The 20,556-nt window shown below is 34.1% G+C and carries 14 protein-coding genes; 4 read left to right on the top strand and 10 right to left on the bottom strand.

Translation table 11 applies throughout. The annotated features are described in order from the left end of the window. Nucleotides 1-14: 14 nt before the first annotated feature. On the bottom strand, nt 15-3,296 hold the full coding sequence (locus ACUN3A_RS03055) for an efflux RND transporter permease subunit (protein WP_445549884.1): 3,282 nt from the start codon (nt 3,294-3,296) through the stop codon (nt 15-17). Between the two features lie 196 nt (nt 3,297-3,492). After that, nucleotides 3,493-4,878, bottom strand: a complete 1,386-nt coding sequence (locus tag ACUN3A_RS03050) for a TolC family protein (protein ID WP_445549883.1) — start codon at nt 4,876-4,878, stop codon at nt 3,493-3,495. Between the two features lie 162 nt (nt 4,879-5,040). Between ACUN3A_RS03050 and ACUN3A_RS03045 the strand changes: the two genes are divergently transcribed. Together ACUN3A_RS03045 and ACUN3A_RS03040 are read left to right on the top strand one after the other, a co-directional pair. Next, on the top strand, nt 5,041-6,075 hold the full coding sequence (locus ACUN3A_RS03045; protein ID WP_445549882.1) for a sensor histidine kinase: 1,035 nt from the start codon (nt 5,041-5,043) through the stop codon (nt 6,073-6,075). Further along, nucleotides 6,075-6,776 (top strand): LytR/AlgR family response regulator transcription factor, encoded by a 702-nt coding sequence (locus tag ACUN3A_RS03040; RefSeq protein WP_445549881.1) that lies wholly within the window; start codon nt 6,075-6,077, stop codon nt 6,774-6,776. Before ACUN3A_RS03045 ends, ACUN3A_RS03040 begins: the two co-directional genes overlap by 1 nt. Nucleotides 6,777-7,037: 261 nt before the next feature. Here ACUN3A_RS03040 and ACUN3A_RS03035 read toward each other — a convergent pair whose 3' ends face one another. Together ACUN3A_RS03035 and ACUN3A_RS03030 are read right to left on the bottom strand one after the other, a co-directional pair. Next, the gene (locus ACUN3A_RS03035) at nt 7,038-8,228 is read right to left on the bottom strand and encodes a thioredoxin fold domain-containing protein (protein ID WP_445549880.1); all 1,191 of its coding nucleotides are present in this window, start codon (nt 8,226-8,228) and stop codon (nt 7,038-7,040) included. Nucleotides 8,229-8,293: 65 nt separating this feature from the next. Next, nucleotides 8,294-8,791: a 2'-5' RNA ligase family protein gene (locus ACUN3A_RS03030; RefSeq protein WP_445549879.1), complete on the bottom strand. Its 498-nt coding sequence runs from the start codon at nt 8,789-8,791 to the stop codon at nt 8,294-8,296. 466 nt (nt 8,792-9,257) lie between these two features. Between ACUN3A_RS03030 and ACUN3A_RS03025 the strand changes: the two genes are divergently transcribed. Continuing rightward, nucleotides 9,258-12,164, top strand: a complete 2,907-nt coding sequence (locus ACUN3A_RS03025; protein ID WP_445549878.1) for an exo-beta-1,4-galactosidase — start codon at nt 9,258-9,260, stop codon at nt 12,162-12,164. 227 nt (nt 12,165-12,391) lie between these two features. Here ACUN3A_RS03025 and ACUN3A_RS03020 read toward each other — a convergent pair whose 3' ends face one another. The 4 genes from ACUN3A_RS03020 to nirB all read right to left on the bottom strand — a co-directional run bounded on the left by ACUN3A_RS03020 (nt 12,392) and on the right by nirB (nt 18,017). After that, nucleotides 12,392-14,200, bottom strand: a complete 1,809-nt coding sequence (locus tag ACUN3A_RS03020) for an ATP-binding protein (RefSeq protein WP_445549877.1) — start codon at nt 14,198-14,200, stop codon at nt 12,392-12,394. A gap of 124 nt (nt 14,201-14,324) precedes the next feature. Further along, nucleotides 14,325-14,912 carry a DUF4202 domain-containing protein gene (locus ACUN3A_RS03015; RefSeq protein ID WP_445549876.1) on the bottom strand — a complete coding sequence of 196 codons (588 nt, stop codon included), beginning with the start codon at nt 14,910-14,912 and terminating at the stop codon, nt 14,325-14,327. Between the two features lie 115 nt (nt 14,913-15,027). Then, nucleotides 15,028-15,405, bottom strand: a complete 378-nt coding sequence (gene nirD / locus ACUN3A_RS03010) for a nitrite reductase small subunit NirD (protein ID WP_445549875.1) — start codon at nt 15,403-15,405, stop codon at nt 15,028-15,030. A 104-nt stretch (nt 15,406-15,509) separates the two neighbouring features. Next, nucleotides 15,510-18,017: a nitrite reductase large subunit NirB gene (gene nirB, locus ACUN3A_RS03005; RefSeq protein ID WP_445549874.1), complete on the bottom strand. Its 2,508-nt coding sequence runs from the start codon at nt 18,015-18,017 to the stop codon at nt 15,510-15,512. Nucleotides 18,018-18,416: 399 nt separating this feature from the next. Between nirB and ACUN3A_RS03000 the strand changes: the two genes are divergently transcribed. Continuing rightward, the gene (locus ACUN3A_RS03000; protein ID WP_445549873.1) at nt 18,417-18,635 is read left to right on the top strand and encodes a hypothetical protein; all 219 of its coding nucleotides are present in this window, start codon (nt 18,417-18,419) and stop codon (nt 18,633-18,635) included. A gap of 27 nt (nt 18,636-18,662) precedes the next feature. Here the strand turns inward: ACUN3A_RS03000 and ACUN3A_RS02995 are convergent, their stop codons facing one another. Next, the gene (locus tag ACUN3A_RS02995; RefSeq protein ID WP_445549872.1) at nt 18,663-19,565 is read right to left on the bottom strand and encodes a helix-turn-helix domain-containing protein; all 903 of its coding nucleotides are present in this window, start codon (nt 19,563-19,565) and stop codon (nt 18,663-18,665) included. 493 nt (nt 19,566-20,058) lie between these two features. After that, nucleotides 20,059-20,427: an iron chaperone gene (locus ACUN3A_RS02990; protein WP_445549871.1), complete on the bottom strand. Its 369-nt coding sequence runs from the start codon at nt 20,425-20,427 to the stop codon at nt 20,059-20,061. Between the last annotated feature and the right edge of the window lie 129 nt (nt 20,428-20,556).

Below are 20,556 nucleotides of genomic sequence, written 5' to 3'. Positions count from 1 at the left end.
CAACTTTATGACTTTCAAACTTTTGACTTATTTATTGATGAGATATAATGGATGCTTTCTTCGTCTTCTGGATCTAAAGAAACGGATTGTGTTGTGGTGTGTTCTTGTGCCCAAGCAAAAATCAAAGGCAAAATAAGAAGCACTGCAAAGGTCGAGAATAATAAGCCACCGATAACGGCTCTTCCTAACGGAGAAACCTGATCGCCTCCTTCGCCGTGACCAATTGCCATTGGCAGCATTCCCGCAATCATAGCTACCGAAGTCATGATAATCGGACGAAGACGAAGTGCCGCAGCTTCACGAGCCGATTCTAATGCATTGCCATTTATTTTTCGCAATTGCTCGGCATTGGTAACCAATAAAACGGCATTCGCAATCGAAACCCCAACCGACATAATGATTCCCATATACGATTGTAAATTCAGCGTTGAACCTGTAATTGTAAGCATTAGCAATGAACCTAAAACTACGGCTGGAACTGTCGTTAAAATAACTAACGAAACCTTGAACGATTGAAAATTAGCGGCCAGCATTAAGAAGATTACGAAGATGGCAACCAATAATCCAACTTGTAAACTGCTTAATGTTTCTTCCAATACTTTACTCATACCAATTGGACTGATAAATAACCCCCGAGGTAATTCGCCCAATGAGTTTATCGTTGCAGCTACATCCTTTGTAGCCGTCCCCAAGTCGGTTTCGTGGATGTTTGCTGTAACAGTAATGTATGGCATGGCCCCTAAATTGTCATTTTCACCGCTTACAAAACCGGGTGTAATTTTGGCAACGTCGCTCAAAACAGGACGAAGCGAATTTTTCAATACTGGAATTTCTCCGATATCGGTTTTGCTTTTCATTTGATTCAGCGGCACCTGAACTTGAACGTTTACGGATAAACCTGATTTTTCATCAATCCAGGTGTTTTTCTCCGTATATCTTGACGATGAGGTCGAAGCGATCAGCGAACGCGAAATATCATTCATATCCACGCCCAATTCGGCGGCACGAGTTCGGTCTATGTCAATATTCATCGCCGGATAATGAATTGGCTGTCCAATCTGCACATCTCTGAAATAAGAGAATTTTTGAAGCTTTTCTACAATTTGATTGGCATAGGTTTCATTTCGCTTTTTGTCTTTTCCTGCAATTCGAATTTCGATTGGAGTAGGAGAGCCTTGACTCAAAACTTTGTCAGTCAATTCAATAGGTTCAAACGAAATTTTTACATCCGGAAGAATCTTTTTGATTCGAGCTCGAAAATCATCTTTAAATTCGTCCATATCCGCTTCATAATCTTTCAGACTCACTTGGAAAACGGCTTCGTGAGAACCAGCCATGAACAAATAAATCGGGTTGATAGAGAACAACGACGGATGTGAACCTACATATATCGAAGAAATTCCGATGTGTTCGCTACCGACCATTTTTTTCAATTCTTTCAGTACCAATATTGCTTTTTCTTCGGTGCGTTCGATACGGGTTCCATCGGGAGCGCGCATTCTCAGCTGAAACTGACTTGAATTTACTTTAGGAAAAACGTCTTTTCCAATAAACGAAATAAACACAATGGCAAGAGCAGTTATTGCAATCAAATAGGTTAAAGCAGCAGCTTTTTTGAACGGAAATAATCGATCTAATGTTCTCATAAATCGGATTCTAAAACGCTCAAAAGCACCAATTTTTCCGTTATTATTAGTATCGTCTTTTTCGATATAGGCTTTTTTCTGCGTAATCAATTCTTTCTCCGATTCTGGAGTCAGTCCGCAGGCGTTAAATTCGGCTTCATCATCCGTTATATTCGATGCATGTTCGTGTTTTGGATGGTCTTTCATCAGCCAGTTTGCCATTACAGGCACAAATGTCTGCGAAAGCAAAAACGAAATTACCATAGAAAATCCAATGGCTAATGCCAAAGGCAAAAACAAAGCTCCCGGAATTCCAACCATTGTAAATGCCGGAGCAAATACGGCAAGAATACAAAGCAAGATCAATAATTTTGGCAATGCAATTTCCTGACAGGCATCCCAAATGGCGAGTGCTTTGGGTTTTCCCATATCGAGATGCTGATGGATATTTTCGATCGTTACGGTACTTTCATCCACTAAAATTCCAATTGCCAGAGCCAGTCCGCTCAATGACATTAAGTTGATCGTCTGCCCAAATAATTTCAAAAACAAAACGCCCGAAATAATCGAAATTGGAATCGTCAAAATTACAATCAAGGCCGCGCGTCTGTCTCCCAAGAATAACAAAACCATTAAACCAGTCAAAACTGCTCCGATGATTCCTTCGGTTATTAAACTTTTAACCGAGTTGATTACATAAACCGACTGGTCAAATTCATAAGATAATTTTACATCTTCGGGAAGTGTGCTTTGTATTTTAGGCAGTTCAGCTTTTAATTTCTGAACCACATCCCAGGTCGAAGCGTCTCCCGCCTTGGCAATACTGATATAAACCGAACGTTTTCCGTTTACCAAAGCGTATCCATTGGTAACATCGGCACCATCTTTTACAGTGGCAACGTCTCCTAATTTTAAGTTTTGAACACCGCCTTTAAACAAAGGAATCTGCTCAAAATCTTTAATTTCTTTAATCGTATTATTGGTAGGCGTGAGGTAGTTGGTATTTCCAATTCTAACATTTCCCGAAGGAGCTGTCTGGTTGTTCACACGAATCGCTTCAACAATCTGATCAGGCGTCATATTGTGTGAACGCAATAAATCAGGATCTACGTTAACCTCCACTGTTCTTGGGCTTCCTCCAAAAGGTGCCGGAGATAATAAACCTGGAATGGATGTAAAGGAGGCACGAACATATACGTTGGCCAAATCCTGTAATTCATTATTGGAACGTATTTTACTGCTCAATACCAATTGTCCGATCGGCAACGAAGAAGCATCAAAACGAATGATAAACGGAGGCTGTGTTCCTGGAGGAAATGCCGCCTGTATCCTGTTGGAAAGTGCACCCAACTCGGCAGCGGCCTGCGCCATATTGGTGTTTTCATAATAGGTTAATTTCATAATCATTAACCCTTGAATATTCTTGGTTTCTACCGATTTTATACCGTTGGCAAAAGGTAAAATATTCACGTAGTTTTTAGCAAAATAAGCCTCCATCTGATCTGGTGTATAACCTCCAAAAGGATGCGCAATATAAATTACCGGCAAATTCATTTTCGGAAGAATATCTACCTTGATGTCTTTGATGGCACCAATTCCGAAGAAAAATAAACCTGCCACCAATACTAAGATAGAGATGGGTTTGCGGAGTGCAAAACGTATTAAATTCATATAATTTTAAATTAAAATTCCCATTTAGTTGTAAGTATTAAGAAAAAAATGAAACACATAGAGGCATAGAAAAAAAAGATTTTGATAGACCAATAATTGGTTTCACATAGACTATGTATTCTAAAATAAAGTGAAACGACTAATTAAAAATTAATACTGCCTATGTTTCTATGTGTTTAAAATATTTTTCAAAATATTAAAATTCATTTGTAAATAAGTCAAAATTGCCCGTGGCCGCCACTTTCAGCAAATACGATTGCCACACATTATTATTGATGATGTCACGATCAATTTCGGCACGATTCAGCGTAAACATGGTTTGCGTTAAATCGGTTAGATCGGTCAGGCCATTTTTATATAAAGTTGATTTTTGCAGATACGCTTTCTGTGCCGCATTTACCTGAATCGGAGCTTCCGCATAATTTTCCAGCGTGATTTTTATTTTATCATCAGCTAATGCCAATTGTGACTTTAATTCTCTGTCCGTCTGATTGTATTCTTCCTGCAAAGCTGCAGACACAAACTTTTGAGCGCTCACTTGTTTGCTCATTCTGAAAGGAGTCGTCAGATTCCAGCTGATTCCGATTCCAACCAAATAATTAGAGCGGTCCGGATTTACGCCGTCCCAATAGTTTCTGGTAAAATTAGTCTGATCGATGGCATAGCCAGTATTAAAACCAGATGCGCGAGTCTGCATAACGCCAAACGCACTCATCGTTGGATAATAAAAACGTTTGTATAATTTGACCTGCTGATTGCTGTAATCAACTTTTGTTTTATAGAATTGCAATAGCGGATGCAGGCTGTCTGATGCTTTTTCGTCGAAAGCCAATTGTTTTGGTATCTGATTCACAAAAAGCGTATCGGCAATGAAATCCTGTGGAGCAACGCCCATCAAATCCACTAGTTTGTTATTTTGTTCTTTGACGAAATTTCGAGCCAGATTCAAAGCGATTTTAGCTTTAGAAACTTCGGCAGTCGCCAATGTTGAATCGACTCCGGCCAATAATCCGTTTTTAACTCGGGCTACAGCTGTCTTTTTGAAAACTTCGGCGCGGGAAAGATTCTTTTGCTGTGAAATCAATAATCTTTGGCTTGCCAATAAATTTAAATAAGCAGAGGAGATTTTGATTTGCTGTTGGAATTTTTCCTGGTTCAAATCTTTTTCTTTTATCTGAATATCAACTTTAGCCAAATTGATTTTCTCCTGAATTTTCCCGAAAGTGAAAAAATCCCAGTTCATATTGACCAAATACAAAGCCCCAAAAGCGGCGTTCCAGTTTTGCTCAGGAAGTGCTGGCCCGGAAGAAGCGGTTCCCAAACCATTGAAACCGTATAAAGCACCGTTTTGCCCGTTGATTGTTCCGTAATCCTGTTGAGCCGATAAATTCAGATTAGGCAGATAATCGCGTTTGGATTGTTTCAGTGTTTCCTGCGAAGCGCTACTGTAATTGGTTTTTGCTTTTATAGAACCATAGTTTTCAAGACCTGTTTTTATCGCTTCTTTTAAAGACAGGGTTTGTGAAAAGCCAGAGGTGGCAAAAATCAAGAAAAATAATAAAGTAATTTTTTTGAAATACATAAAACTCAAATATGAAATTATCCTTCAAAATTATTTCTCTTAAGTCGATAAATGCCTCCTTAAATGATGAACAAATATTATAAATGACGAATTCAATTGGTCATTTATTGGGAATAATAATTAAAAAAATGTAGTTAATTTGCAGACTATTTGAGTATTAAAATGAATAAAAAGTTTAATGATATAATGGAGAATAAATGGTGGCAGGAAATTGCCGTCGTTGCTTTTTCATTTACAATTTATACCTTAAAAAATGATTGGATGTTATTTAGTTCTTTCATTTCTATTTTGATGGGTATTTTTTTCTACTGCATTTTATACATGCATGCCCAATTCAACCGTTTTTTTATACTACCTATATTATTCAAAGAACAAAGACCATTAACTTATATTGGTTTGACCCTTTTAGGAGTGTTTGTATTTTCGATAATTTTATATGAAATTACGTCTTTAAAGATGTTTGCGAATTGCCATTTGTACCAAAACTCGCATCAGCGAAGTTATATTTATCAATTGGCGAGTGTTTTAGGAACGTTGGTTTGTATTTTGAGTCCAATAATTGTTTTTAAATTCTACAGAATCAATAAAAGACAAACAGACGAAACACTTCTTTTCAATCAAATGCAGCTGAATTCTTTAAAAGGACAATTGAATCCTCATTTTTTATTCAATACCTTTAATACGCTTTACGGAATCAGTCTGGAATTTCCTGAGAGAACGCCCGATTTGATTATGAAAGTGTCACAATTGATGCGTTATCAATTGGAAAGCAATAACAAGCAATGCGTTTCTCTAGAAGACGAATTGGAGTTTATTAATAGTTATATTCAATTGGAAAAAGAGCGGGTTGGTTATCGTTGCGATATTACTTACGATTGCAAAATTGACAATGAAAATGCTTATAAAGTATCTCCCATGCTGTTGATTGCTTTTATCGAAAATGCTTTCAAACACGGAACCTGCGCTATTGAAAAATGTTTTGTCCGCATCATTATTACGGTCGAAAACGGCTTACTGCATTTGCATGTTGTCAATTCAATTCCGAAGAAAACCGATGTGGTTTCGACAAAAATTGGTTTGAAAAATACCATCGAACGTTTAAATCTGATTTATGGGAAAGACTATAAATTGGATATTAAAGATGATAAAAACACCTATATTGTAGATTTGAAACTGCAACTTAAAAAGACGGTGTAATGAAAGAACCAAAAAGATGCATTATTGTTGACGACGAACCAGCAGCGCATTATGTTTTGGCAAATTATATCAAGCAAAATCCACAATTAGAATTGGTTTTTCAAGGGTATAATGGCATTGAAGCGATGGATTATCTTCGGGAGAATAAAGTTGATTTGATGTTTTTGGACATCAATATGCCCGAAATTTCAGGAATGGAATTATTGAAGATTATTCCCAATCACCCGAAAACCATTTTGACTACCGCTTATTCTGAATTTGCATTAGAAAGTTATGATTATGGCGTGATTGACTATCTTTTAAAACCCATTTATTTTCCAAGATTTTTAAAGGCTATTGAGCGCTTTTTCTCTATTGAAACTATTAAATCCGAGCCCGAAGAAGTTATTGTCAATACCATAAGCGTAAAAGTCGACGGGTATTTGATGGATATCGAATTAGACCAGCTTTTATATGCGCAGAGTTTCGGCAATTACGTGAAAATGCATACAGCAAAAAAAACGTATTTGGCTTCGATTACCACCATTGAATTAGAAAAATGCCTTCCCGAAAAAAACTTTATGCGAATTCATAAATCATATATTGTAGCTATCGATAAAATTGACGATGCCGACAAAGATTTTGTTTTTATCAAAAAAGAAAAACTCCCAATTGGCATTACCTACAGAAGAGAGCTGATGGACCGATTGAAGAAAAACTAGAAATAAAGTGCTTACTAAATCAATTATTTCGAAAATGAAGCCTGCTAAGATTAATTTTCTGCAGGTTTTTTTGTTTTTTGCCACAGATTTAAAAGTGAGCTAACTCTAATAAAAACTAAAGAAATTTAACCGCAAGGATTTTGATTCTTAAAAAAGCGCTAAGAGCGCAAAGCTTTGCGAACCTTGCGAAATACTGATATTGAGATGGAAATCTTGCGTACTTTGCGGTAAATAAAAGATTAATTGGCTTTAGTCTATGGTTTACTTGATTCCCAAATCCGCATAAAACTGATCGATTTCTTTGGTGTTCCAACCCATTGCAATAATTATACTTTTAGCTTTTCGGGCATTTTCTACTGCATTTTTTTTATCATTTATTTTATTGTACAATCTCGCTAATAACAGCGTGCTTTCGGCAGAATTATTAATTTCAATGGAGCGTTTTGCCCAAGAAATAGCTGATTTTAAATTTTCTTTATCATTTATATGTTCAATATAAATTTTAGAAATCCCATTAATCGTAGAATAATCATTCCAAGCCCATTTTTGAACAGATTCTAAAGTGGTCTGTTGGTATTTTTTCCAGCTTTTTGTAGCTTCATACATTTGTAAATCATACTTGAAAACCAAAGAATCTACTTTGGCGATAATAATGTTTTTTGCAAGTATCCTGTTTTTCGAATAGTTGATGGAATCCAAATAATTCATGTTTTGGGTTAATGTTCTTTTTACCACACTTACAATTTTCGCTTCCACTCTTTTTGGTGACGCCACTTTGGCAAAATCACTTTGATTATTTATTATTGTTTCGAATCCTTTTGAATTCAAATCATTAACGCCAAAAGCAACAATTTTCCAATTGATAGGAGTTATTAGTTGATCTTTGGATTGGGTTGCTAAATATTTGGCAGTAATGTCATCGCTTTTATCAGAATCAACACTTTTTCTTAAGGCATTCAAATAGAGTAAACAGTTTTCGGGATTTTTTATATCTTCATTAAATTTTCTTTCCAAATAAGGCAATTGTGTATTTGGATTCAACGCTTTTTGAGCTTCAGCAAGAAATTCTGGAGTGGTAAATTCGCCTCCAGTACTATAAAGATGGGTTTCTTTTTGATCCAAAAACAGAAAAGTAGGAAAGGATTTTACGTTGAATTTTTTCATAAAGTCTTTTCCTGTCTGTGTTTCTTGATCCATCATTACATTGATAAAATTGTCGTTGAAAAAAGTAATCACAGCAGGATCTTTCAAAACGGTGCTTTTCATTTTATTACAATGGGTGCACCAAGTAGCATAGACCATAACAAAAATTGTTTTTTTGGAAACTTTGGATTGTTCTAGTGCTGATTTATAATCGTTTTCTATAAAATTTATGGCTGTTTTTTGTGCTTTTAATGTTGCCGATAAAAGCAATAAAATAATAATAAAAGTATGTTTTACAGAAGCTTTCATGTAGTGACGATTTGGTGCTGAATTCTTTGATATTTTGAAGCTGCAATTTAATGCTTTTTGACTGTTTAAAATAGAGTTCCCTGTATTAATTGAGGTTTTGGATTGTCAGTAAAAGGAAAAGTATCAATTACAAAAAACTGTTTTACATTCTCATCAAATTGTCTCAAAACCACACTGTCGCAAATAAAATCTAAATTTATTGCGTTAAAAAATTGATTTGCTTTTTCTAGATTTTCAGGACTTAATCGTCGGGCAATGGAGAGATGTGGATTGTCACTTTTTTTCATATTATGGAGCCGAAGTGATTTGTTAAAATGCTTCATAATATGTTTCAAATCTTTTTTTGAATCACTGTCTGGAGCTATGAAAAATGCTCCATTTGGAAATGAACCAAACGTATTTACATTCACATTAATTGGACTCAAAGAGTTACATAATTGACTTATTTGCTTTTTAATAATTTCAATGATTTCGTCTGTAGCTGTGAATTCGCAAATGGTAATATGTCCAACAGAGTTTCTGCTATTGTACCAGCCTACTTCATTTGCCAACTGATCTTTCATATATTTTATCAGAACAAGAATTTCTTTGGGAGGATGAATGACGAGAGAATATAGCTTTTCCACTAGAATTTTTTTAATATGTAAAAGTAAAACAATTTATAGCAATTTTGTTTTACAATTTATAACCGTGGTTGGTAATTTTAGCTTATAATTGTATTTTTTACACTCATGTATTTTTAGAGTTGAAAAAAATAATTTTTTTTAAATAATTTTTTGATATCTAATTTGTTGAATATATAACTGCTAATGGAATTAATTTTCAAATTAAGTTATATTATCATGAAAATAAGATTGTAAAAAAGTTTTTATTCTTAAAATATTTGCAGAAAAATTAAAATAATCTTTAGTTTTGCATCCAAAATTTGTATAAATATTATTTAATTTCAATACTAATTTAGAATTCACAAAAACAGCGAAATACGCAATTATAATAACCATAAATCAAGCAGAACAAATAAAAAAACTTATGCTCTCAAAAACCAAATTATTACTATTTATCAGTTTACTATTTTTTAGTTCCAATATTGGAAAAATAGTAGCTCAAACGCGAGATACTATTCATCTTGAAGGACAATGGTCGTTTCAAGAAGATGCAAAGGATCAAGGTGTCAACGAAAAATGGTTTAGTAAAAAACTAAAAGAAACGATTGCTTTACCTGGATCGATGACTACAAACGGAAAAGGAAACGATATCACTATTAAAACCGAATGGACAGGAAGTATTTATGATAGTTCCTTTTACTTCAATCCTCGTTTTAAAAAATACAGAGAACCTAAGCCTAAATTCCCTTTCTGGCTTACACCAAAGAAAAGATATGTTGGTGCTGCTTGGTATCAAAAAGAGGTGATAATTCCTAATAATTGGCAACAAAAACACATCAGTTTGTTTTTAGAACGCCCTCACACCGAAACAGTTTTATGGGTTGATGGTCAAAAAGTAGGTATGCAAAACTCTATGGTATCTCCTCATGAATATGAATTGAGTAGCTTACTTACGCCTGGAAAACATACGCTGACTATTTGTGTAGATAACAGAATTAAGGATATTAATGTCGGAATTGATTCCCACAGTTTAACTGATCACACACAAGGAAATTGGAACGGTATCATTGGAAAAATAAAACTGATTTCGACTTCAAGTTTATATGTCGATAACATTCAGGCTTATCCAGATTTAGCCAACAAACAAGTACAACTTGTAATTGCTTTAGCTGGTATCAAGGATGATAAATACAATGGAACACTTAATATTTTTGGGAATAGTTTCAACTCTGCTAAGAAGAACCAAATCAAACCAATAAATGCTTCTTATAGTTTTACAGGTAAAAACGACACGATAAAAGTCAATTTGCCTATGGGAAACAATTTCTTGACTTGGGATGAATTTGATCCTGCGCTGTATAAATTAAAAATAGAGTTAACTGATAAAAAATCAGGTAAGGATGTGACTGAAACCCAATTTGGGATGCGAGATTTTAAAGCTAAAGGACGTAGTTTTATCATTAATGGTCGCCCTGTTTTTTTAAGAGGAACAGTTGATAATGCTGTTTTTCCACTCACTGCTTATCCTGATATGAGTCTTAGTTTTTGGGTTCGAATATTTAAAGTAATAAAAGATCACGGATTAAATCATGTGCGTTACCACTCTTGGAGTCCACCAGAAGCTGCTTTTAAAGCTGCGGATTTAGCAGGTGTGTATTTACAGCCTGAAGGACCAAGCTGGGCCAATCATGGTTCGTCAATTGGAAATGGAAAACCAATCGATAAATTCATCTATGATGAAACGAACAGAATGGAAAAATACTATGGTAATTATGCCTCTTATTGCATGTTGGCATATGGAAACGAACCTAGAGGAAATCAGGTTAAATATTTAACTGAATTCAATAATTATTGGATTAAAAAAGACAGCCGTCGTTTATATACTGGAGCATCAGTAGGAGGTAGCTGGCCTGTGATTGATAATAATGAATTTATGGTTCGTGGTGGCGCAAGAGATTTAGATTGGAAAAGAGCTACTCCTTTTACAACTGACGATTTTACTAAAGCTATAGAAAAATTCAATGTTCCTTTTGTGGCGCATGAAATGGGACAATATTGTGTTTTTCCAAATTTTGATGAAATTAAAAAATACAAAGGAGTACTCGAAGCTCTAAATTTTGAATTATTTCAAGAAGATTTAAAAGATCATCACATGGCTTCACAGGCTCATGATTTCTTTATGGCTTCAGGAAAATTACAAGCTTTGAGTTATAAATTTACTATGGAAAAAGCTTTGCGTACTCCTGATTATGCAGGATATCAATTGCTTTCACTAAATGATTATCCTGGACAAGGAACAGCATTAGTAGGGATATTAGACCCTTTTTGGGATCCAAAACCTTATATTAATAATGTAGAATTTAAAGAATACAGTAATAGCACTGTTCCATTAGCAGAAATTAAAAAATTTGTTTACACAAACGATGAAAGTTTCTCGGCAGCAATAGAAATTTCGCATTTTGGTAAAGAAAAATTAAACAAAAACATCAATTGGAAAATAACTTCTGAAAATGGAAATGTTTTCAAAAAAGGAACTTTCCCTTCAACTGAAATTAATTTTGGGCTCAACAAAATTGGCGCAATTGAAGCTGTTGAATTAAACAGTATTACAGTTGCTCAAAAGCTAACGTTCACCGTTGCTATTGAAGGAACTTCGTTTAAAAATCATTGGGAATTTTGGGTGTATCCAAAAACGTTACCAGAAATTAAGTCTGAGGTTTATTATACTGATATTTTGGATACTAAAGCTGAAGATATCTTGAAATCAGGTGGGAAAGTATATTTGAATTTGGCAGGAAAAGTGGTTAAAGGAAAAGAAGTTGTACAAACATTTTTACCAGTTTTCTGGAATACTTCTTGGTTTCAAATGAAACCTCCGCATACTTTAGGAATTGTTGTAGATCCTAAAAACCCTGTCTTCAAAGATTTTCCAACAGAATATCATTCTAACTTGCAATGGTGGAGTATTTTGAATAATACACAAGTCATGAACTTAGAGGATTTTCCAGATGATTTCAAACCACTTGTTCAGCCTATAGATACATGGTTTATGAACCGTCGTTTGGCTAACTTTTTTGAAGTAAAAGTTGGAAAAGGAAAACTTTTAGTTTCAAGTGTTGATTTGAATAATGCTAAAAAAGATGCTGCATCAAAACAATTATTTTATAGTATTCAGAAATACATGAATTCTGATGCTTTTAATCCTAAAACTGAAATTGACCTAAAATTGATTCAAAATATTTTGACAGAAGAGTCGAGAGAACAATTTAAGAAATATTCTAAAGACAGTCCAGACGAATTAAAACCGAAAAGCAGTCTCATTACTAAATAGAATTAATTTATTTTTAGCAAAAATAAGCCTATTTGTAAAGTGTTTGTAAAATAATAAAGTTTAGATTGGAACCTAAAAAAGTACAGTGAAAACTGTACTTTTTTGTTTTATAATATGTGGTCAAAAATGGTTGAAAATTATTCCACAAATTTTTTATGCAAGCTATTAGAAAAAGGATTTGATCTATGTCAACTGTGTATATTTAAATAATAATCAATCTATGATTTTTAAATAGGAACATTAAAGGTAATTCGAGTCCCTTCATTAGGAATCGAATTGAAGAAAACACGACCATTTATATATTGAATGCGTTCTTTCATAAAGAGCATTCCCATTCCAGACTCACTATTTCTCTTTTTCTCAACAGCATTTATGTCAAAACCTTTTCCGTTATCGTCTACGATGATACTCAAAAGAGTAGCGCTGTGGGAAAGCTGTACAATGATATGAGTAGAGTCCGCATATTTTATGGCGTTGTTAATAGCTTCTTGTGTGAGTCGATAGATGTTTATTTCGATTAAAGAATCTAATCGGGCACTAAAATCGGTTTTGTTATAAAATAAAATATTTTTTCCGGTTAGTTTAGAAAGTTCTAAAGTTAGTTTGGAAAGTGCAGAATTGAGACCATGATCACTCAATTCTGGAGGCATTAAATTGAAAGTTGCGGTACGAACTCCTTTGATAATATCGAGGGATAGTTTTTTTAAGTATTCTATTTTTAGGGCCGCTTTTTCTTTATCGTCTAGGTTGATACTTTCAAGGCTGAACTTTAATCCAGTAAGCATTTGACCTATTCCGTCATGAATTTCTCTTGCGATTCTATTTTGTTCGTTCTCTTGATTCTCGACAATCTTGCTTGAAATTATTTTTTGCTGGTTTAATTTGTTGTTAATATTTATCGTGTTGAGACGTTCCACTTCTTGAAGCGCTTTTTTACGTTCGGTAATATCAAAACAAATTATTAAGAGTTCAGATTCATCTTTTTTTATCGTTACTGGAATCAAAGAAAGATCCAGCCAAATAGATTGTTCTGCTCTGGTAGTAATATTTAATTCGCCTTGCCAGCCTCTCCGGTGGTTTTCGAGTACAATGCGATCGATGAATAATTGTTCTTTTTCGATAGGAGATAAGACTTCTCCAAACTTTATTTCGGTATGAAACGGATTGTACTGTATGAGTTTTGAAAATTTATCTCCAATATGAATTATAGTACCGTCAGGTGCAATTCGGCAATAGAGTAGAGTATTCTCCATTGCATAATTTAGTGATTTTAATTCTTTAACGGAGTTTTCTTTGGCCTCACTAATGATTTCGGTGTTGCGTGCTAGTTTTAAAGCTTTCTTCTCCGAAAATAATAATTTTGAAATTAATGTTTCTATTTTTTCATTGGTTGGTCTGAAAATAAAAATAAATTCTAATACCAGTATTAATAGAGTGAAAAATAAAATAGCATACTCAGTTCTACTTTGTAATCTAACTTTTTCGAGAGCTTCTTTGTCGTAATGACCAACAATTTCGTCCATTTTGTTTAAGAAAATAGCTGAATTTTCTATAATAATTTGAACGAGTTCCTGATTCTGTTGTTCGTTAATGCCTAGCTTTTTATTATTCAAAAATGTAGTAGAAGCTTGTAAAAGAGCCTCAAAATTTGGCTTAATAGCTGTAAATAAATCCGTAAGTGCTTTACTTTTTTCTTTTGGAAAACCAAGACTGTCGTTTCCTTTTTCAACGGCATATTGATTGAATTTCCAACGCTGAATGATCTCATTTATTTTGTCAATTTCAGCCTTACTTTTTTTGGCATCAGTTACAAAATTTAATATCAGAATTTCTTTAGTCAACTTTTGACTGAGGAATCTTTGTTTTCCCGAAAAATTGATAATACGAGAGTCACTCAATTGACTGTTAAGGTTGTATTGTATCAATAATTGACTCAATAAAACCGTAACAGCAATAGTTAATAAGGCAAATAAGTATAACCGCCTTAATTTTTTAAAAGAAATATTATCAAAAGATACTTTGGATTTTTTTTTCATGCTAGAAGACCCTAACTGTTTTTAAATTGGCCACAAATTGAAATGATTAAAAGGATTTTTGAAAAAAATAATCTGTGGAAATCTTTTTAATCTGTGGCTCTAATTTTTTTAAACCAAAATCAAATTACAATCCTAACGAATCTTTTATTAATTGAAGATTTTCTGGGGTGTAATTAATTTTTAAAGCTTCTTGATGTCCTTTTTCAGACATTTTATTCCAAGTTTTTAGAATGATGTTTTTTAATTTTTCGGTATCGTGTTTATGTACGAATGGGTCTAAATAAAATTCTAAGAAAACCAGACAAATAACATCTTCTAAAAGTTGTGTTTCTTCGTCTTTTTTAAGTAATTTTTTCTCAATTAAAAAAGAAACACGGTCTATAAATGCATCTTCATAACCTGCTTTTTTTAAGATTTCGGCAGTAGTTTTTGCATGGAATTTTTTTAAATCTTCTCGCCATTTTAAATATCCAACACGATCCATTGGATAGGTTTCTCGTGCTACTTTCCAACGGCAAATATGTTGTGCTTTGGCTGCTATTTGAACTTCTTCGGAAGCGCTTGGTTGAAAGTCCATTAGTCTTTCATACATTCTGTCCGAATATAATAATTCTTTTGGATAGGTTATATCCTGATATACTTCACTGTTTGGATCGGCTTCGTTTTCGGCATCAATCCACGCGCTGGCGTTTAAAAAAGGCATTGTTTTCATTTGAAAAAGTATAAAATCATTGGGAGCTACTAATTTTATAGGATTACAATTTTGTATGTCCTAATATAAGAAGTTACTATCACATAGTAATATGCTTATTTCAAAGATACATACATTATTCTAAAAACCCAACGAATACTTCATCTCCTTCAATTTTTACAGGGTAAGTTGCGATTTTAAAATCGTCTCCATTTAAATTAGAACCGTCTACTAATGAAAATGTTTTTTTGTGCATTGGACAAGCAATTTTCGGAACTCCATCTGCAGAACCTGTCATTCCTCTAGATAAAACCATTTCCATTTTATGAGGGCAAACATTTTGGCAGGCGTACCATTCATTTCTTCTTTCGAAGTTAAAAATCGCAATTTGCTTATTTTTATATTTAATACATCCGCCTCTATTACTTGGGAAATCTTTAATTTTTCCAGCTTTGAACCAAACTTTTACTGCACTTAAATTTACGGTTTCGTATTGAGTTAATAGGTCTTCCATGGGATTTAGTTTTGTTTTCTGATCCCAGCCCCACCTTATGAGGAGTAGCAGAGCTGAGAGCGGAAATTATTATTAATATTTTATGATTTAAGATTTGGCTTGGATTACCAAGCTTTTGGCATTTTTTGGTCTCTTAACTCTACGTATTCAATGTTGTCATCTCTTTCGTCTGAATTCACGAAGTGATTAAAACGTTTCATTAATCTAGGTTTTTCCAGAACTTCATTCCACTCACATTCGTAGCTATTTATTAAAGAAGCCATTTCTGTATCTAATGTTTCGCAAATTCCGATACGGTCAAAAATGATAACTTCTTTTAGATAATCTAATCCACCTTCTAATTTTTCTAACCAAGTTGAAGTTCGAACTAAAGGCCCTGCAGTTCTGATATAATACATCAAGAAGCGATCCATATATTTAAGTACAGTCTCTTTATCAATTGCTTCTGCTAATAAAACAGCATGTTTAGGATTTGCTCCTCCATTTCCACAGATGTAAAGGTTCCAACCTCCTTCAACAGCGATCAATCCAAAATCTTTACCTCTTGCCTCAGCACATTCTCTGATACAAGCCGAAACACCACCTTTGATCTTATGAGGAGCACGGATTCCTTTGTAACGATTTTCTAATTCAATAGCAAACCCAACACTATCATCCATACCGTAACGGCACCAAGCATTACCCACACAACTTTTTACAGCTCTTAATGACTTACCGTAAGCGTGTCCTGTTTCGAAACCATTATCGATTAATATTTTCCAAATAGCAGGCAAATCATTTAATTGTGCCCCAAATAAATCAAGACGTTGTGCACCTGTTATTTTGGTATATAAGTCGAATTGTTTAGCAACTTCTCCGATTACGATTAATTTTTCAGGAGTAATTTCACCACCTGCAATTCTAGGTACTACAGAATAAGTTCCATTTCTTTGAATATTACCCAAGAATCTATCATTTGTATCTTGCGTAGTAACGTGTTTATTTGCAGTATCATTATAAAGACTTGAGAAAACCGAAGCCACTACTGGTTTGCAAACCTCGCAACCGTCTCCGTTACCATGATGATCAATTACATCATAGAAATTCGAGTATTTATTAATTTTTACAATATCAAATAATTCTTGTCTTGTATAGTTGAAATGCTCACAAATACTGTCTTTTACTTCTTTTCCTAATGATTTTTGAGTTGCTTTTACCAAATCAACAACCATTGGCTTACAACCTCCACAACCAGTAGTTGCTTTAGTTAATTTTACAACATCGCTTAAAGTGTTTGCAGTACCGTCAATAAGAGAACAACAAAGTGCTCCTTTAGTAACGTTCTCACAAGAACAAATTACTGCAGTATCAGGCAAATCAGTTGCGCTTCCAAAAGTAGATGCTTCACCACCTCTTGAACCTAAAATCAAATCTTCTGGATTTGCAGGCAATGCCATAGCATTAGCATAAATTTGAAACAATCCGTTGTAATCAGATGAATCTCCTACTAAGATTCCTCCTAAAAGTGTTTTCCCGTCTTTGGTAACATTAATTCTTTTATAGATGCCGCTAAATTTGTTTTCATAAACAATTGCAGTAACATTTTCATTTTCAATAAAAGGATCACCAAAACTCGCAACTTCAACTCCAATTAATTTCAATTGAGTAGACATATCGATGGTTTCTCTCATCGTTTTATCCCCTTTAAGGATTTGTTCGGCAGCAACATCGGCCATTTCGTAACCAGGAGCTACAAGTCCGTATATCATGTGATTGTATAAAGCAACCTCCCCAATAGCGAATATATTAGGATCTGATGTTTGCATTTGGTTGTTTACCACGATTCCGCCTCTAACGCCTACTTCAAGCCCCGAAACTCTTCCTAGTTCGTCACGAGGTTTTATCCCAGCCGATATTACCAACATATCAACCTTTAACAATTCCTCATTGGCAAACATCATTCCTTTTATGCTCTCTTCACCATCTATATATTCAGTCGATTTATTAAGATGGATTCCTATATTCAATTCTTCAATTTTAGATTGAAGCATATCACTTGCGCCTTGATCTAATTGTCTTGGCATCAAACGTGGTGCAAATTCAACAACGTGAGGATTTAATCCCAAATCACGTACAGCTTTTGCAGCCTCTAATCCTAATAATCCACCACCAAGAACGGCAGCTTCAGTAGCACCATTGGCTTTTATTTTTTTGGCGTAAGCCATAATAGCATCAAGATCTTCGATAGTTCTGTAAACAAAAACTCCTTCTTTTTCTACACCTTCGATTGGTGGAACAAAAGCAGCAGAACCTGTCGCCAAAACTAAGTAATCATACTCATACGTTTTTTCTAAGTGCGTATGTATCGTTTTTTGCTCTCTATTGATATCTGTAATTAACTCCGAAGTGTTTAATATAATATTATTTTCTTCATACCAATTTGCTGTAGACATAGATAAGTCATCAGCCGTCTTTCCTGCAAAGTATTCACTCAAGTGAACTCTGTCATAAGCGCGTCTTGGTTCTTCGCCAAATACTGTAATTTGATAATTTTCTTGCCCAGATTTCGAAATGAATTTCTCGCAAAATTTATAACCTACCATGCCGTTTCCGACTACTATTACATTAATCATAATCTGTTAATTAAGTATTACTACGCAAACATACGTATAAATACTTAATTTGTGTACTTATTTTGTTGTTTTTTTTCTAAATTAGAATGATTTTTAATAGTGTCTAATTAGATTCGGATTAAATACGTAGTTATTTTTGGGTGTATCCTCGTTGCAGAACATTCTGGTTTTGAATACTATTTACAGGTGCAACAAGGTCAGGCTGTCCGCTGTATCTTTTCTTTTTTTAAAGAAAAAAAAGAAAAGGATGCCGCTTCCATCCTTCACACAACTCACTGCATAAAAGAACATTTTAGGATTAAAATAGTATAGAATACTTATTAAGTACTAAGTAAGAGGGTAAGAGTACCTATAATTTTGATAGGAGGTCCTATGTTTTAGGTAGGAGCTCCTGTCATTTTGGTAGGTTGTCCTATGGTTTTGGTAGGAGGTCCTTTAGTTTTAGTAGGTCATCCTATGGTTTCGATAGGAGCTCCTTTGGTTTTAGTAGGAGCAGCTATCTTTTTGGTAGGAGATCCTTTAGTTTTAGTAGGAGCTCCTATCATTTTGGTAGGTTGTCCTAAGGTTTTGATAGGAGTACCTTTAGTTTTGGTAAGTGCTTGTGAGAATGTATGCTAAACTTCAATCTAGTACAATTACTAAATTTTACTCTGTTAGTAATGTGAGGCCCGACAAATCCGCTTTTTCGTTTTTTAAAAAGGCATAAGTCATTTGGTCTACTTTGCAATCAATAAACACTACACGTTTCCATCTGCTATTATTTTTAAAAAAAGTATTGATTAGCGTTGCATTCTGGAAAGTTACTCGATAAAAACCGCAGTTTTCAAAATAACAATCTTTCAATATGCCATTGAAGACTGTATCGTCAAATTTTATTCCAATAAAAGAGGTACGGTTCCATATAGCATTATTGATTGTGTTTTTTTCGAAGTTACTGGATTTAAACGATGCACCGGTAAAATCGGTATTAGAGAAATCACAGTCACCAATATTACTTTCTGAAAATTCTGTCTCTTTCAATGAACAATTTTTAAACAGATTTTTGTCTATGTTAGAGCGTTGAATGTGGCTGCCACTGATATCTGAACTGGAAAAATCACAGCTATCAACATTATTGCTTTTTAAAAGAAGTCCAGATAAATCTGAACCAACAAACTTACAACGCTGGATATTGGAAGAACTAAATTTTTCGTGTAGATTTTTTAATCCAGAAAAGTCAATGTCAGCGAGGTTTGAACGTGACATATCCCAGCGGAGTTTATCCTGTTGCTTTTCGGATGGCAACCCAGCGGATGGTGCAATCAAAGGGGCATTAGCTGTAGCGGTGATGGCTATAGATTGAAAGTTTTCGGAAAAATAGTTTAGGTCAACACCCAAAATTTCAGCGAGACGATCAAGCGTAATGATGTCTGGCATTGATTCTCCTCGTTCCCATTTTCCAACTGCCTGTGGACTAATAAATAGACGTTCGGCAAGCTGGGCTTGAGAAATGTTTATTTTTTTTCGTGCGTCGGTAATTTTATCACCAATTCTATTTGACTTTAACATAGCGATTTATTTTATATTTTTCTAATTAAACTACCCGACAAAGATACTTCGGATCCATTTTCGAAATCAAATAAATACAGTTACGATTAGTTGTAAATAGACTACTTATGGTTGTTTTTTGACAACCAATAGTTGTTTTTTTAAAGATTCTATCGGAATGCGAAATTTGCACTGTATTTGAGACAAGATATGTTAGTTATTATGGAGTCGGATATAATTATAAAGAGATTTATAGGAAAAAACAGGAAGACTTTTTTATGGTGACGTTTCTTTAGTAAAAAGTGGAAAGGCATTTAATTTTTGGAAGCGATTTAATAAAACGTAAAAAGTTGTTGTTTAAATAAAAATAGTTTTCAGGAATACTAAAGCTCTAGCCCTGATAGTAGTGAAAATCCTTGTGAGCTGGAGTTCAGCTCACAAGATTGTAGCGTATAGCAGGTATCAGCTCCTAAATATTTGTATTCCATAGTTTTTTTGACTAAAACTTAGCCATTTAATGTTTACTAGATTTTAACTCATTCTCCTTTACCCTAAATACAACAATTTGTTCTATCAGCCAATAAGGAATTGGATGGTCAATAGGAAACTGAACCGAACCTTTTCCCTGTTTGTAATTGGAAAGTTCATTGGCAAACTCCGAGTGTCCTGTTGGTGTTGCATAAAACCCGATGTGTTTTTTATAGCCGGCAAAATAGACTAGAGGTTTTCCGTTTGTTTTGTAAGCAGGCATTCCATACGATATACTTTCAACGGCTTCAGGTGCTTTTTTGATAATCGATGCGCGGACATTTTCCAAGAGCAATTGTATGTCTTTTGGAAAAGTTTGGATGTATTCGTCAACAGATTTGAAATCAGTTTTCATAGTGTTAAAATTTATTGTTTGTGGTATTTATATAATGATTGCTAAGTCATATTTGGAAAATTTTAAACTCTAATAAATGTGTTTTTATCATTAACTAAATTACAAATAAAAAAGGTATTCTGGTCAAAG

It is taken from the genome of Flavobacterium sp. WC2509 (assembly GCF_052683105.1).
This window is presented reverse-complemented; position numbering and strand designations above follow the sequence as displayed.